The 14,656-nt window shown below is 60.7% G+C and carries 13 protein-coding genes; 6 read left to right on the forward strand and 7 right to left on the reverse strand.

Annotated elements, in window-relative coordinates; translation table 11 throughout:
* Positions 1-41 precede the first annotated feature (41 nt).
* Genes BR48_RS0117885 through BR48_RS0117900 form a run of 4 tightly spaced genes read left to right on the forward strand, consistent with a single transcriptional unit; the run spans position 42 to position 5,095 of the window.
* On the forward strand, positions 42-1,631 hold the full coding sequence (locus BR48_RS0117885) for an ABC transporter substrate-binding protein (RefSeq protein WP_027232563.1): 1,590 nt from the start codon (positions 42-44) through the stop codon (positions 1,629-1,631).
* Positions 1,632-1,645: 14 nt separating this feature from the next.
* Positions 1,646-2,605 (forward strand): ABC transporter permease, encoded by a 960-nt coding sequence (locus BR48_RS0117890; RefSeq protein WP_027232564.1) that lies wholly within the window; start codon positions 1,646-1,648, stop codon positions 2,603-2,605.
* Positions 2,606-2,613: 8 nt separating this feature from the next.
* The gene (locus tag BR48_RS0117895) at positions 2,614-3,441 is read left to right on the forward strand and encodes an ABC transporter permease (RefSeq protein ID WP_027232565.1); all 828 of its coding nucleotides are present in this window, start codon (positions 2,614-2,616) and stop codon (positions 3,439-3,441) included.
* Complete coding sequence (locus BR48_RS0117900) at positions 3,434-5,095, forward strand: ABC transporter ATP-binding protein (protein ID WP_027232566.1); 1,662 nt, start codon at positions 3,434-3,436, stop codon at positions 5,093-5,095. The genes BR48_RS0117895 and BR48_RS0117900 overlap by 8 nt, the downstream gene beginning before the upstream one ends.
* 6 nt (positions 5,096-5,101) lie before the next feature.
* Here BR48_RS0117900 and BR48_RS0117905 read toward each other — a convergent pair whose 3' ends face one another.
* The 6 genes from BR48_RS0117905 to BR48_RS0117930 are packed head-to-tail and all read right to left on the reverse strand — an operon-like array spanning position 5,102 to position 12,061.
* On the reverse strand, positions 5,102-6,052 hold the full coding sequence (locus BR48_RS0117905; protein WP_027232567.1) for an alpha/beta hydrolase: 951 nt from the start codon (positions 6,050-6,052) through the stop codon (positions 5,102-5,104).
* Complete coding sequence (locus BR48_RS0117910; RefSeq protein WP_027232568.1) at positions 6,049-6,831, reverse strand: carnitinyl-CoA dehydratase; 783 nt, start codon at positions 6,829-6,831, stop codon at positions 6,049-6,051. Before BR48_RS0117910 ends, BR48_RS0117905 begins: the two co-directional genes overlap by 4 nt.
* A complete protein-coding gene (locus tag BR48_RS0117915) occupies positions 6,828-8,906 on the reverse strand; it encodes an acetate--CoA ligase family protein (protein WP_027232569.1) in 2,079 nt (692 codons plus the stop codon). The genes BR48_RS0117910 and BR48_RS0117915 overlap by 4 nt, the downstream gene beginning before the upstream one ends.
* Before the next feature lie 11 nt (positions 8,907-8,917).
* Positions 8,918-10,081: an acyl-CoA dehydrogenase family protein gene (locus tag BR48_RS0117920; RefSeq protein WP_027232570.1), complete on the reverse strand. Its 1,164-nt coding sequence runs from the start codon at positions 10,079-10,081 to the stop codon at positions 8,918-8,920.
* A 5-nt stretch (positions 10,082-10,086) separates the two neighbouring features.
* Positions 10,087-11,151: a carnitine 3-dehydrogenase gene (locus BR48_RS0117925; protein ID WP_027232571.1), complete on the reverse strand. Its 1,065-nt coding sequence runs from the start codon at positions 11,149-11,151 to the stop codon at positions 10,087-10,089.
* A gap of 4 nt (positions 11,152-11,155) precedes the next feature.
* Positions 11,156-12,061 (reverse strand): 3-keto-5-aminohexanoate cleavage protein, encoded by a 906-nt coding sequence (locus tag BR48_RS0117930; protein WP_027232572.1) that lies wholly within the window; start codon positions 12,059-12,061, stop codon positions 11,156-11,158.
* Between the two features lie 80 nt (positions 12,062-12,141).
* Between BR48_RS0117930 and BR48_RS0117940 the strand changes: the two genes are divergently transcribed.
* Positions 12,142-13,122: a GlxA family transcriptional regulator gene (locus tag BR48_RS0117940; protein WP_155810918.1), complete on the forward strand. Its 981-nt coding sequence runs from the start codon at positions 12,142-12,144 to the stop codon at positions 13,120-13,122.
* A gap of 109 nt (positions 13,123-13,231) precedes the next feature.
* On the forward strand, positions 13,232-13,723 hold the full coding sequence (locus tag BR48_RS0117945; RefSeq protein WP_036814816.1) for a thioesterase family protein: 492 nt from the start codon (positions 13,232-13,234) through the stop codon (positions 13,721-13,723).
* Here the strand turns inward: BR48_RS0117945 and BR48_RS24900 are convergent.
* Entirely contained in the window at positions 13,710-14,618 is a 909-nt protein-coding gene (locus tag BR48_RS24900) for a LysR substrate-binding domain-containing protein (RefSeq protein ID WP_081815936.1), read from the reverse strand. The two genes, BR48_RS0117945 and BR48_RS24900, sit on opposite strands and share 14 nt — an antisense overlap.
* Positions 14,619-14,656: the final 38 nt, after the last annotated feature.

Here is a 14,656-nt window from a genome sequence, read left to right on the forward strand (position 1 = left end):
CAATCCGGGCGCGTTGCGCCGGAGCAAGAAGGGGAACTGGTATGTCTAAAGAACTCGAATATCTCAGCCGCAAGGTCGCACGCGGTCACATCTCCCGCCGCGACTTTCTCGGCCGGGCAGCCGCACTTGGTGTTACGACCGTATTTGCCAACTCCCTCTTGTCCAGTGCTGCACTTGCCGAGGGGCCTGTGAAGGGCGGCACGCTCAAGGCGGGCATGCAGGGCGGTGCATCCACGGACAGTCTTGACCCTGCGACGTGGCAAAGCCAGGTGCCCTACAAATTCGGCCGCCAGTGGGGCGAGCAGCTTGTCGAGATCCAGCCCGATGGCAAGCTTGAGCCGAAACTCGCCGAAGAGTGGGGCTCATCGGACGACGCGAAGGTATGGACCTTCAAGATCCGCAAGGGTGTCCAGTTCCACGACGGCAAGGAAATGACGCCGGACGACGTTGTCGCCACCATGGAACGCCACTCGGACGCGAATTCCAAGTCGGGCGCCCTTGGTATCATGGGCGGCATCGAGAACGTGAAGAAGGACGGCGATACCGTTGTTTTCACATTGAAAGAAGCCAACGCCGACCTGCCGTTCCTGATGGACGACTATCACCTGATGATCCAGCCGAACGGCGGCAAGGACAAGCCCACCGCAGGTATCGGGACGGGACCATACAAAGTCGTCACCGATCAGCCGGGCGTACGTCACATTGGCGAAAAGTTCGCCAACTACTGGAACGGCGACAAGCGCGGCCATGCCGACCAGATCGAAATCATCGTCATCAACGATGCGACTGCCCGTACCGCGGCTCTTCAGTCCGGACAGGTTCACATGATCAACCGCGTCGAGCCGAAGATTGTCGACCTCGTCAAGCGCGTCCCCGGCGTGACCATCCAGAACGTGGCCGGCAAGGGACATTACGTGTTCATTGCACATTGCAACACGGCGCCCTTCGATAATGTGGATCTGCGTCTTGCGCTGAAATACGCCATGAACCGCGAAGAGATGGTGCAGAAGATTCTGCGCGGCTACGGTTCCGTAGGCAATGACTTCCCGATCAACAAGGCCTATCCGCTGTTCTCCGACGATATCGAGCAGCGCACCTACGATCCGGACAAGGCTGCGTTCCACTTCAAGAAGTCAGGCCATGACGGCACCGTTCTCCTGCGCACATCCGATGTCGCCTTCCCGGGCGCTGTCGATGCGGCACAGCTCTATCAGCAGAGCGCTGCCAAGGCCGGCATCAAGATCGAAGTCAAGCGCGAGCCTGGCGACGGCTACTGGTCCGAAGTCTGGAACAAGCAGCCCTTCTCGGAATCCTATTGGGGCGGACGTCCGACACAGGACCAGATGTATTCCACGGCCTACTATTCGAAGGCCGACTGGAATGACACGCGCTTCTTCAATCCCAAGTTCGACCAGATGCTGATCACCGCGCGCGGCGAACTCGATGAGGGCAAGCGCAAGCAGATGTACCGCGACATGGCCATCATCGTTCGCGATGAAGGCGGTGTCATCGTGCCGATGTTCAACGACTTCATCGACGCGACCAGCGCCAAGGTCGGCGGCTGGGTGCCGGACGGCAATCAGGAGATGAGCGGCGGCTATGCTCTGTCGCGCTGCTGGCTGAACGCCTGATCGGCGCCGGGCGGATGAGTGCACCTGTCCTGAAACTGGTGGCCCAGCGCATTGCGATGGGCCTTCTGCTCCTGCTTGCGGTCTCGGTGCTCATCTTTGCCGGCACGCAAATCCTGCCGGGCGACGTGGCCCAATCCATCCTCGGCCAATCGGCCACGCCGCAGGCGCTTGAAAACCTGCGGCGTGACATGGGTCTGAACGACCCTGCCTATATTCGTTATTTGCGCTGGCTCGGCGGGATCCTGACCGGCGATCTCGGGACGGCACTTTCCAGCGGACAGGATATCGCGACGTCGCTGAAGGAGCGGCTATGGAATACGCTGTTCCTGGCATTCTGGGCGGCGGTGGTCTCCATTCCGCTCGCCATCATGCTCGGGCTCTTGGCGGTGCGCTACCGCAACGGCTTCGTCGATAAGCTGATCTCCGGCCTTGGTCTCGCTTCGACCTCGCTGCCCGAGTTCTTCACCGGCTACCTGCTCATATATTTCGTTGCGGTGCGGCTGCAGTGGTTCCCGAGCGTATCGACTGTCTATGAAGGCATGCCGCTCGGCGAGCGGCTGAGCGCGATTGCATTGCCGGTGACGGTGCTAACGCTCGTCGTTCTCGCGCATATGATGCGCATGACGCGTGCGGCAATCCTCAACGTCATGCAGTCTGCCTATATAGAAACGGCCGAACTGAAGGGGCTTTCGCCGCTTCAGATCATTACCCGGCATGCGTTTCCCAATGCGATTGCGCCGATCGTCAATGTCGTGATGCTCAACCTCGCATTTCTCGTGGTCGGCGTCGTCGTGGTCGAGGTGATCTTTGTTTATCCGGGCATGGGCCAGTATCTCGTCGACCACGTGGCCAAGCGCGACGTCCCGGTCGTGCAGGCATGCGGTCTGGTTTTCGCGGCCGTCTACATAAGTTTGAACATCATTGCTGACATCGTGGCGATTGTTTCCAATCCCCGCCTCCGGCATCCGAAATAGGGGGCGCCATGCTGAACGTCAAAGCTATTCCAATCAGCGCATGGATCGGCCTCATCATTACCGCCGTGTTCCTGTTTGCGGCTATATTCGCTCCATGGGTCGCGCCATATCCCGTCGGCGAGACGGTGGGCGACGTGTGGGAGCCCTCGTCGGCCAAGTATCTGCTCGGTACCGATAATCTCGGCCGTGATCTCCTGTCGCGCATGATCTACGGTGCACGCATTACTATTTTCATCGCCGCCATGGCGACGGCCCTTTCCTTTATTCTCGGTTCGGTGCTGGGGTTCGCCGCCGCCGTCGTCGGCGGGTGGTTTGACCAGCTAATGTCACGCTTTGTCGATCTGATCATGGCAATCCCGACACTGATCTTTGCGCTCGTCGTGCTTTCGGTCCTGCCTGCCAATGTGGTCACGCTTATTTTCGTCATGGGCCTGCTCGACGCCACCCGCGTCTATCGATTGGCGCGGGCCGTCGCGGTGGATATCAACGTTATGGACTTTGTCGAGGCCGCAAAGCTGCGCGGTGAGGGGCGGGTATGGATCATATTTCGTGAAATCCTGCCTAATGCGCTCACCCCGCTTATCGCTGAACTCGGGCTGCGCTTTATCTTTGCCGTGCTCTTCCTGTCGGCGCTTTCCTTCCTCGGCCTCGGTGTGCAACCGCCGGATGCCGACTGGGGCGGCATGGTCAAGGAAAACAAGGAAGGCATCGTCTTCGGCGTCCCGGCGGCGCTTATTCCTGCAGCGGCGATCGCCGTTCTCGCGATCTCGGTCAACCTCGTTGCCGATTGGATATTGAACCGGACGACAAGTCTGAAGGGAGGTCGCAATGGCTAAGGCACCAAGGAAGGACAAGACCGGTCTCCTGCTCGATATCCAGAACCTGCGCATCGAGGCCACCAGCTATCCACCCGGTGAGCCGCCGCGTAACGTCGTCATCGTTGACGACGTGTCGGTCAAGCTCGAGCGCGGCAAGGTGCTCGGCCTTATCGGCGAGTCGGGCGCCGGCAAATCCACGATTGGCCTGTCAAGCATGTGCTATGGCCGGGGAGGCGTGCGCATTACTGGCGGGCAAGTGATCCTCAACGGCCGCGATCTTGTCAAAGGTGGCCCGCGCCTGTTGCGCCAGGTCCGGGGCAAGGAGGTCTGTTACGTCGCACAGTCGGCTGCCGCCTCGTTCAATCCCGCCCGCAAGCTTATGGACCAGGTCATAGAAGCAGCGCTTCTGCACCGTATATGTTCGAGGGCAGAAGCCGAGAAGCGTGCGATAGGCTTGTTCAAGAAGCTTGGACTGCCGAATCCCGAGACGTTCGGTCAGCGCTTTCCCCATCAGGTATCCGGCGGCCAGTTGCAACGCGCCATGACTGCCATGGCATTGTGCTCGGAGCCCGACCTCATCGTCTTCGATGAACCGACGACGGCGCTGGACGTGACCACCCAGATCGACGTGCTGGCATCGATCAAGGAGGCCATCCACGACACCAACGTCGCCGCGCTCTATATCACGCATGATCTTGCTGTCGTGGCGCAGGTCGCCGACGACATCATGGTGCTGCGCCATGGCAAGCTCGTCGAATATGGCGATACACGCCAGATCATCAAGGAGCCGCGCCAGCAATACACCAACCAGCTTGTTTCCGTGCATCACATTCCGCACGAGCAGAAGAACCCGAACGATGCGCCTGTGCTGGCGGTCAACAACATTACCGCGGCCTATGGGGGCGGACTGGTCAAGGTGCTCAAGAACGTTACCGTCGACGTCCATCTTGGCCAGACGCTGGCCGTCGTCGGCGAGTCCGGTTCCGGCAAGTCGACGCTGGCGCGCGCCATCACCGGGCTGTTGTCGCCGATGGAAGGGAGCATCACGTTCAACGGGCGCACACTGTCGCCACGCCTCGCCAACCGCACGCGCAACGATCTGCGCGAGTTGCAGATGATCTACCAGATGGCGGATGTCGCGATGAACCCGCGCCAGACCATCGGCACGATTATCGGCCGTCCGCTCGAATTCTATTTCGGCATGCGAGGCAGGGAACGCGATGCTCGTGTTCGCGAACTGCTCGACAAGATCGAGATGGGGACGGGCTTTGCCGATCGCTACCCGGCCGAACTGTCTGGCGGACAGAAGCAGCGTGTCTGCATTGCGCGCGCGCTTGCCGCCAAGCCCAAGCTTATCATCTGCGACGAGGTGACGAGCGCGCTCGATCCGCTGGTGGCCGACGGCATCCTCAAGCTTCTGCTTGATCTGCAGAAGGACGAGAACGTCGCTTATATCTTCATCACCCACGATCTTGCCGTGGTCAAATCCATCGCCGATGCGATCGCAGTCATGTATCGGGGCGAAGTGGTGCGCTACGGTCCGAAGACCGAGGTGCTGAAGCCGCCTTTCGACGCCTACACGGATCTGCTGCTGTCGTCGGTTCCGGAAATGGAGCTTGGCTGGCTCGAAGGCGCGATGAAGAACCGGCGTATGGCGAGCGCCGGGAATTAAATGAAATCAAAGTTGGCCGGGCCAGCGGCTTTGCCCGAGCAGATGTACGGCGGTGACGATCCGCCGGAAGCTTGACCGCGCCCGCTCGACACTGTGGCGGGCGCGCAGATAAGCGTGGATCAGGCCCGGCTCATTGTTCCAGATCGCCTTGCCGCCCGCTGCGAGAATCTTGTCGCGGTAGTGCCGGCCATCGTCCGAGAGCGGATCGCATTCGGCCGAAATGACAACTGTCGGCGGCAGTCCGCCAAAATCCGGATCGTTGAGGGGCGCGAAGCGCGGATCAGTGGACCAGTTGAAGCCGCCACCACGCATATTGGCGTAGTAGACGGTATCACGCGTCGACAGCATCGGCGCTTCGGCGTGAGTGAGATAGGAGCCCTGATCGGTCGCGCCGCCGAGCCCCGGATAGATGAGAACCTGGCCGATCGGTGCGCGGTCATGGAGGCGGACGTGATGGGTGACTGCCGCAGCCAGATTGCCGCCGGCGCTATCTCCGCAAATAATGATTGGAAGATCCGAGGTTACGGCCACGTGTTCGAAGGCTGCGCGGCAGTCGCGGAACGCCGTGGGGTGCAGGTGCTCGGGTGCAAGGCGATAATCGACGGAGACGATGCGAAAGCCCGTTCCATCACAAATTTCGGCGCAGACATCATCATGGCTGTCGAGCCCGCCGACGACGAAGCCGCCACCGTGGAAATAGAGGCAGACGGCTTCGGGCTTTGAGCCGCTTTTGTCATAGACACGGACCGGTATCCGGTGGTCGCGCGCATCGATGAATGCATCCATCGATGACACTGCCTGTGGATAGCCGGCAAAGAATGCGCGGCACATCGTGTTATAGACGTCGCGCTGCTCTTCGATAGTGAGGTCTATCGCGTCCGGGGGATAGAAACTGTTCGTCCTGTCGATGAACGCCCAGGTCTCTTTATCGATCAGGACCGAATAGTCTGTGCTCATCTACCCTTCCAGACAGGTTCACGCTTCTCGGCAAAGGCCTTGAATCCTTCCTGTCCGTCTTCCGAGGCATAAAGAATATCGACCGTGCGGAACTTCCGCTTGGTGATCATATTCATTGCCTGCTGGAATGTCATGTTCTCTGCCTCGCGGGCGACTTCCTTGATCGCGGCGAAAACGAGCGGCGGACCGCTTTCGAGGAGGCGGGCGATCTCCCAGACACGCTCCATCAGCCTGTCCTTGGGCAGAACCTCATTGACGAGACCCCAGCGATGCGCCTCGGCGACATCCATCCAGCGACCGGTCAGAAGCAGGTCCATCGCGACGTGATAGGGAATGCGCTTGGGCAATTTGACCGTCGCGGCGTCGGCCAGGGTGCCGGCGCGAATTTCGGGGAGGGCGAAGCTCGAATGATCGGATGCGAGGATCATGTCGCAGGAAAGCGCGAGCTCAAAGCCGCCGCCGACGGCCATGCCGTTGACCGCGGCGATGACTGGCTTGTTCAGGTCGCGCAACTCCTGCAGACCACCGAAACCGCCGACACCATAGTCGCCGTCGACGGCGTCACCGCCTGCAGCTGCCTTCAGGTCCCAGCCGGCGCAGAAAAACTTGTCTCCGGCGGTCTGGACGATGGCGACGCGCAATTCGGGATCGTCGCGGAATTCTCTGAACGTTTCGCCCATGAGGCGGCTCGTGATCAGATCGATCGCATTCGCCTTCGGGCGGTCGAGCGTGACCTCGAGAATGCCGCCCTCGCGCCTTGTCCTTATAACGTCGTTCAATTCAGCTCTCCCTTTGTGACCAGCAGCGCATCGGCAATCCACGCGCCGTCTCCCTTGCCGCAGACGAGCAGCGGATTGATATCCAGCTCGGATATGCGGCCTGCATTCTTCACGGCAAACGTGGCGATTGCCGCTATGGCATCAATCGCGGCATCAAGATCGGCCGCCTTCCTGCCGCGATAGCCGTCGAGTAGCGGGAACATGCGGAGCGAACGCAGTGCCGCCTCGATATCTTCACGGCTCGATGGCAGCAGCAACGTCGCCGTATCCTGCAGCAGTTCGACGAGAACGCCGCCGGTTCCAAGCGTCATCACCGGGCCGAACTGTGGATCATCGACTATGCCGACAATGAGTTCGGCGACCGCACCTGTTACCATGCGCTCCACGTAAAGTCCTGTTCCAAGGCCGGCAAGGTCATTCGCCGCGCTTCGAACTTCGTCGCTGCTTTTTAGGTTCAGGCGCACCGCATTATGCTCGGATTTGTGGGCGATGCCGAGCGCCTTCAAGGCAACCGGATAGCCGAGACCGTTCGCGATAAGGACTGCCTCATCGGCTGTCTGGCAGCGGCGACCTTCCGGTACGGGGAGTTCCAGCCTGCGCAACAGCGCCTTGGCGTCCGCCTCATCGGGAGAGGCGGGTTCATAAGCGTTTGAACCGCCCGGTGCTGCGACGGGTGCGGAAGCGGCAAGCTTCCAGGCACGGCCGATGAACGCGGCAGCCTCGGCGGCGTCGAACGCTTCGGTGATGCCGCAAAGAGGCGCGATCCCGCTTTCCATCAGCCCGGCCATGTACTCTTCGGGAATGTTTTCGGGCAAGGACGCTACAATCGCTCCCTTGGCGCGATTGGTCTTGAGCGCACTTTCGAAACCGCGCACCGTCGACCACCAATCCACGTCGGAGCAGCGATCCTTGCGGGGAAAATCAAGAACGAGGCAGCTTAAGGCGAAGCCGCCGGAAACCATGGCGGTGAAGGTCTCCGTCAGGGCCGGTTCGTTGTTCCAGATGAAGGTATGATAGTCGAGCGGGTTCGCCACGGCGACGAGCGGCCCGAGCGTTGCCTTGACGCGCGCCCTGTGTTCCGGCGTGAGCGCCGGAAATTCCACCGAGCGGCCCTCGGCGCTGTCTGCCATCACCGATGCCTCGCCGCCTGAACAACTCATTGAGCACAGTGTGTTGCCATCGAGAGGGCCATGAACGTGGAGAAACTTCAACGTTTCGAGGAACGAGGCGATCGAATTGACGCGGGCTATGCCGAGCCGTTTCAGGAACGAGTCGGATGCAGCGTCCGATCCTGCCAGCGAAGCGGTGTGCGAGACCGTCGCCGCGCGTGCCTGCGCCGACCGGCCGACCTTCATGGCGACGATCGGCTTGCCGAGTTCGCGCGCCCGTTTTGCCAGAGCCTCGAATTTCGGCGCTGACTGGAATGCTTCGATATGCAGACCGAGCGCAGTCACGCGGTCGTCTTCGAGAAGTGCGATCGCCATGTCTGGAAGGCCGGTCTGCGCCTGGTTGCCCGCGGTCATGACGTGGGCGATCGGCAATCCGCGGTTCTGCATCGTCATGTTGATGGCGATGTTGGACGATTGCGTGATGATCGCAACGCCGCGCTCGTCGGCAGCAAGCCGGCGTCCGCCGTGCTGGTCAGGCCAGAGCAGGGCGCCGTCGCAATAATTGATAAGGCCGTAGCAGTTCGGTCCGATGATCGGCATGTCGCCTGCCGCTTCAACGAGCTCCTCTTGCAAGCGTGCGCCATCGGCATCGTCCGCGCCGGCTTCAAGAAAGCCCGAGGCATAGCAGACCGCGACGCCGGCGCCGGCATCGCGCAACTGCCGCACGATATCAAGCGTGACGAAACGGTTGACGCCGACAAAGGCGGCATCGGGACTTCCGGGGAGATCGGCCACCGAGCGATAGACCTTGAGGCCGAGGATCTCGTCATGCTTGGGATGGACCGGCCAAATCTCGCCGGTAAAGCCCATTTTCTGTGATTGCCTGATGACTTCGATGGCCTGGAGGCCACCGAAGACAGCAATGGATTTTGGCCGAAGCAGCCGGTCGAGCTTATGCGATGCCATGAAATGCTCCGTTATGCGCCATGCGGGCGGAGCAGGGCACGCGAGATGATGTGCCGCTGGATCTCGGACGTGCCTTCCCAGATGCGCTCAACACGGGCATCTCGCCAGATGCGTTCGAGCGGCAGGTCATCCATAAGGCCCATGCCGCCGTGAATCTGGATGGCTTCATCGGCGACGAAGGCCAGCGTTTCGGTCGCCTTCAACTTGGCCATGGCCATGTCCTGGTCGGTCACCGTGCCCTGGTCGAACTTCCACCCGGCCTCGAAGGTCAGAAGATCCGCCGCCTTGAGCTCGGTTGCCATATCAGCGAGCTTGAACGAAACGCCCTGGAACTTGCCGATCTGCTGGCCGAACTGTTGGCGCTGGGCAGCATATTCAATGGCGTGGCCGAGCGCACGTTCCGCGCGGCCAAGGCACGTCGCCGCAACCTGCAAGCGGGTTGCTCCAAGCCAGGTGTTGGCGACCTCGAAGCCTTTGTGGACTTCGCCGAGGATCGCTTCCTGCGGCAGGCGGCAATCGTCGAATTCAACGATGGCATTGGTATAACCGCGATGCGAGACATTGCGGTAGCCTTCGCGGATCGTCATGCCGGGGTGGCCCTTGTCGACGAAGAAGGCGGTGATTTTCTTCTTTTTGCCGCGCGGCGTCTCTTCTTCGCCCGATGCAACAAAGAGTATGACGAAATCGGCTTCGAGCGCGTGGCTGATGAAATGTTTGGTGCCGTTGACGACCCAGTCGCCGCCTTTTTCGACAGCGGTCGCCTTCATGCCGCGCAAGTCCGAGCCCGCGCCGGGTTCGGTCATGGCCAGGCAGTCGGACTTTTCGCCGCGAATGCAGGGGTAGAGGTATTTCTCTTTCTGCGCATCGGTACCTGCAAGCAGGATATTCGACGGGCGCCCGACGCAGGTCCAGTGCAACGCATAATTGGCGCGGCCGAGTTCCTTTTCGTAGAGCAGCCAGGTGACGGTATCGAGCCCCGCGCCGCCGACTTCGGCTGGCATGTTGGCTGCATAGAGTCCGGCTTCCATCGCCTTCTGCTTGAGCTCCTCAGCGAGTTCCTTGCGCAACACGCCGGTGCGTTCCACCTCCGCTTCGTGCGGGTAGAGTTCGTTCTCGACAAAGGCGCGCGTCGTTTCGACGATCAGCCTTTGCTCCTCCGAAAGACCGAAATCCATGTGCGTTAGTCCTTCTTTTTCTTGGGCTTGTTGGCTTTGGCCTTCTCGGCGGCCTTGGAGGTCGCCGGCTTCTGGGCGAGCTTCGAGAGGCGCTTCGTATAATCCTTGTAGAGGGCGCCCGCGCCCCAGCCCTTGCCCTTGTTCTGGCGCGACAGCGCTTCCATGATCGCCACGAGATTGTCGTCGCGGATGCGTTCGAGTTCGCGGATCGAAAGGCCGTGCGCCTGCTCATCCGACTGGTTGGCGATCTTGTCCACCAGTTCCTCGGTAAGTTCGGGCACGTCCATGAGCTTGGTCCACGGCCAGGACAGGCAGGGACCGAACTGGGCGATGAAGTGGCGCATGCCCGCTTCGCCACCGGCGACGCGATAGACCTGGAACATGCCCATCTGCGCCCAGCGAATGCCGAATGAATAGCGCATGATATCGTCGAGTTCCTCGACGGTGGTAATGTCGTCCTTGATCAGCCAAAGCGACTCGCGCCAGACCGCCTCGAGCAGGCGATCGCCGACGAAAGCCTCGATCTCCTTGCGGATGACCACCGGCTTCATGCCGATGGAGGCATAGAGTTCGCGCGCTTTTTCGACAGCGTCTGGAGAGGTCAGCTTGCCGCCGACGATTTCGACGAGCGGCAGCAGATAGACCGGGTTATAGGGATGCCCTACGACAAGACGCTCGGGGTGTTTCATTGCGGTCTGCATGTCGGACGGGAGAATGCCCGAGGTGGATGAACCGACAATAGCATCCGTCGCGGCATGCTTGTCGATCTCGGCAAGTACCTTGTGCTTCAGTTCGAGCCGTTCGGGAACGCTTTCCTGAATGAAGTCAGCGCCGTCGACGGCTTCCTTTATGGACTTGGCGAATGTCAGCTTTCCTTCCTTCGGCAAGCCGTCCGGCACCATGGTCTTATAGGCGCGGCGAGAATTCTTCATCACCTCGCTGACTTTGCGCTCAGCCTCGGGATCCGGATCGTAGATCGAAACGTCGATGCCGTTGAGAAGAAGGCGCGCCACCCAGCCCGCACCAATTACGCCGCCGCCAACCGCCGCGGCCTTGCGAATTCCAGCCATTCTATCACCAGCCCTTTGTGAGTTTCATGCGCTCGCGGACGTCGTTCGGTCCGAGAATCTTTGCGCCGATGCCTTCGGCAACCTTTACTGCCCGCTCGACCAGTGGGCCGTTGGTGGCAAGCACGCCCTTGTCGAGCCAGATATTGTCTTCGAGACCGACACGGATATTGCCGCCGGCAAGCATGGCCATCGCCGCATAGGGCATCTGGTTGCGGCCGATCGAGAAAGCGGAGAACGTCCAGTTTTTCGGCAGATTGTTGGTGAGGGCCAAAAGCGTATTGATATCGTCGGGCGCGCCCCATGGAATGCCCATGCAGAGCTGGACCATGACCGGATCTTCAAGCAGCTTTTGGTCATAGAGCCACTTGGCGAGAAGCAGGTGGCCGGTATCGAAGATTTCAACCTCGGGGCGAACGCCGAGTGCCGTTATCTGCGCCGCCATTGCCTTCAGCATCGCCGGCGTATTGGTCATGACGTAGTCGCCTTCGCCGAAGTTCATCGTGCCGCAGTCGAGCGTGCAGATTTCCGGACGAAGCTTGGCGACGTGTTCGAGGCGCTCGGTCGCGCCCGCCATGTCGGTGCCGATTGCGGACGGGGGCATTGGCTGCTCGACACTGCCGAGCGTCAGGTCGCCCCCCATGCCGGCGGTCAGGTTCAAGACCATGTCGACGCCCGACGCCTTGATGTGCTCGACGACCTCGGTATAGAGCGCGACATCGCGAGAACCCTTGCCGGTCTTCGGATCGCGGACATGAATATGCGCGATTGCAGCGCCGGCATTGGCTGCGGCAATGCACTCGTCGGCGATCTGGCGCGGCGTGACCGGCACCTTGTCGGAACGACCTGTCGTGTCGCCCGCGCCGGTCACGGCACAGGTGATGAATACTTCGCGATTGGGGGTAAGTCCCATAGCTCTGCTCCCATATTTTTCGTTGCCGTGATCATGCCCCGATTGCCAAGCGATGCTTTGCGATATACGAATTGGAATTGATGAAAAGCGAAACTTCGCCAGTCTTTTTGCCCGACACCAAACCGCTGGATGTGACCGTCCTCGTTTTCAGCGGCGCTTCGCTCATGTGTGTTGCATCGACAATCGATCCGATGCGCGCGGCCAACCGCGTCTCCGGGAACATACTCTTCAAATGGCGAATCGTCTCGCTGGACGGCGAGCCGGCCATGATGACGTGCGGCTTGCCGATTGCGGTTTCTGGTTCATTCGATGCTTCCGTAAAAGGCGATATGTTGTTGGTTATCGGTGGTTTTGGCACTTCAGACATCGCGCGCACGACCTTTACCGCCAACCTGCGGCGCGCCGTCCATCACTATCAGATGATCGGCGGGATCGAGGCAGGGTCCTGGCTGCTTGGCCGTGCTGGTCTTCTCGCCGGGCGCAAGGCGACCACCCACTGGGAGGACATGGAGGAGTTTACGGCGGAGTTCCCGGAATCCGATATCAGGCCCGACCGCTATGTCATCGACGGTCCTGTCTTCACGAGTGGCGGCGCCTCGCCGACCTTCGACCTGATGCTGCATTTGATTCGCTCGCGCTATGGCATGTCGGTCGCCCTCGATGTCGCCAGCGTCTTCATCTATGACGAGGCGCATACGTCGAGCGACGCGCAGCCGCTGGTTTCGTTGGGCCGGCTCGACGATGTGCATCCCAAGCTTGCGGGCGCGATCCGCCTCATGGAAGCTCATATCGATGCGCCCCTGACAGTCGGCGCCATCGCCCGGCGTTGCGGGCTCAGCGCGCGCAGCCTTGAGAAGATCTTCGCAAAAGCGGTCGGCGAGGGGCCCGGACGATACTATCTGCGCTTGCGGCTCAAGGTGGCGCGGCGGCTCATTACCGACACGAAATCGCCGCTGGCGGATATCGCTGCGCGGACGGGATTTTCCTCGGCTGCTGCATTCACACGGACATTCAGGAGTTTCGAGGGTAAGCCGCCAAGCGCTTTCCGGCCGAACCATTGATGTGGGAACCGCCATGGCTCGTCGCTTTTGGCACAGCGGAAGGCGAGGCACCCATGTTTCAAATCCAGCGATCGACAGGCGTCGGCTCGCCAAGAACGAGGACCATAACATGCTAGCAACCAATCGAGACGCTGAACTCTATCATTCGGCGCCCATCCCGATCGAGAAGGAATGGATCGACTATAACGGCCATCTCAACATGGCTTATTACAATGTAGTCTTTGACAGGGGCGGCGACGAATTCCTTTCGGAGCTCGGTTTTGGCCCAACATACGCGGCCGAGCGGAAGCTGACGATCTACACGGCCGAGGTGCACATCTGCTACGTGCAGGAACTCCACCTTGATGATGTCGTGACCGTCACCAACCAGCTCATCGATTATGACAGCAAGCGACTGCACACTTATCTCGAAATCATCCATAAGGATGGCTGGGTTGCGGCAACGTGCGAGGTGCTCTCGCTGCATGTCGACATGAGCGGGCCGAAAGTGACGCCGTTTCCGGAAGACGTGCTGCCCAAGCTTGAGTTTTATATGAAGGAACACGCCCAACTGCCGGCGCCGGATCGCGTCGGCCGGGCGATCGGCATCAAGAAGAAATAGGTTCACCGCCGAATTGTTCGACGAGCCAGCGTTCGAATTGCCGGATTCTGGCCTCGCCGACCCGCTCCTTGCGGCAGATCATGTACCATGCGCCGGGCTGCGGCACCCTCAGCGCGAATGGCGCGACGAGGCGTCCGGCCCTGAGGTCGTCGGCGACCAGGAAATCCGGTGCAACGCACACGCCTTGGCCGTCGAGGGCCGATTGCAAGGCGGCGAGGTAGGTGTCGAACTTCAATGTGACAGCGCGGCCCGTATCGGCGATGTTCGCGGCCTCGAGCCACGTCCCCCAATCTTCCGGCGAGGTATAGAGTGCGAGGCGCGGCACATTGCTCAATGCCTTGGCGTCGCCTCCACCCATGCGTGCCGCCACCTGCGGATTGCAGACCGGAAACATCTCCGCCTTGGCCAGCAACCGGTAGTGCAGATTGAGCCGCTCCGGCCGCGTCGTATGGATGATGCCGATATCGGAACTGTCGATATTGAGCTCCCAATCGAGCTGGCTGGTGCCGATGCGGATGGCCAGATTGGGATTGACCTTGCGGAAATCGGAAAGACGCGGGATGAGCCAGCGTATGGCGAAGGTCGAGTAGGTTTCGATGGCAAGATCGTCCGTCGTGCCGAGCCGATTGATCAGCGCGCTGCCACGCGCGATCTTCTCAAAGGCATCGCGCATGTAGGGGTAGTAGAGTGTGCCGGCGTCGGTAAGCGAAACGCCCCGCGGCAGCCGCTCGAAAAGCTTGACCCCGAGGATCGTCTCGAGTTCCGAGATGCGGTGACTTATCGCCGACTGCGTGACCCCAAGTTCATCACCTGCCAGACGGAAGCTCAGCAGCCGCGCCGATGCCTCGAATGCCCGCAAGGAGCCGAGCGGGGGTATCCGGGGTTTGGACATCATGGCGGAGAAACCTTGTCGAAATCAGATGCGTGAGAATA

This window comes from Phyllobacterium sp. UNC302MFCol5.2 (assembly GCF_000686005.1).
Lineage (GTDB): Bacteria > Pseudomonadota > Alphaproteobacteria > Rhizobiales > Rhizobiaceae > Phyllobacterium > Phyllobacterium pellucidum.

Coding starts and splice junctions, on each gene's coding strand:
- BR48_RS0117915 (WP_027232569.1), bottom strand. CDS start 8,906: ATGGCATCGCATAAGCTCGACCGGCTGCTTCGGCCAAAATCCATTGCT.
- BR48_RS0117930 (WP_027232572.1), bottom strand. CDS start 12,061: ATGGGACTTACCCCCAATCGCGAAGTATTCATCACCTGTGCCGTGACC.
- BR48_RS0117885 (WP_027232563.1), top strand. CDS start 42: ATGTCTAAAGAACTCGAATATCTCAGCCGCAAGGTCGCACGCGGTCAC.
- BR48_RS0117925 (WP_027232571.1), bottom strand. CDS start 11,151: ATGGCTGGAATTCGCAAGGCCGCGGCGGTTGGCGGCGGCGTAATTGGT.
- BR48_RS24900 (WP_081815936.1), bottom strand. CDS start 14,618: ATGATGTCCAAACCCCGGATACCCCCGCTCGGCTCCTTGCGGGCATTC.
- BR48_RS0117905 (WP_027232567.1), bottom strand. CDS start 6,052: ATGAGCACAGACTATTCGGTCCTGATCGATAAAGAGACCTGGGCGTTC.
- BR48_RS0117920 (WP_027232570.1), bottom strand. CDS start 10,081: ATGGATTTCGGTCTTTCGGAGGAGCAAAGGCTGATCGTCGAAACGACG.
- BR48_RS0117895 (WP_027232565.1), top strand. CDS start 2,614: ATGCTGAACGTCAAAGCTATTCCAATCAGCGCATGGATCGGCCTCATC.
- BR48_RS0117900 (WP_027232566.1), top strand. CDS start 3,434: ATGGCTAAGGCACCAAGGAAGGACAAGACCGGTCTCCTGCTCGATATC.
- BR48_RS0117890 (WP_027232564.1), top strand. CDS start 1,646: ATGAGTGCACCTGTCCTGAAACTGGTGGCCCAGCGCATTGCGATGGGC.
- BR48_RS0117945 (WP_036814816.1), top strand. CDS start 13,232: ATGCTAGCAACCAATCGAGACGCTGAACTCTATCATTCGGCGCCCATC.
- BR48_RS0117940 (WP_155810918.1), top strand. CDS start 12,142: ATGAAAAGCGAAACTTCGCCAGTCTTTTTGCCCGACACCAAACCGCTG.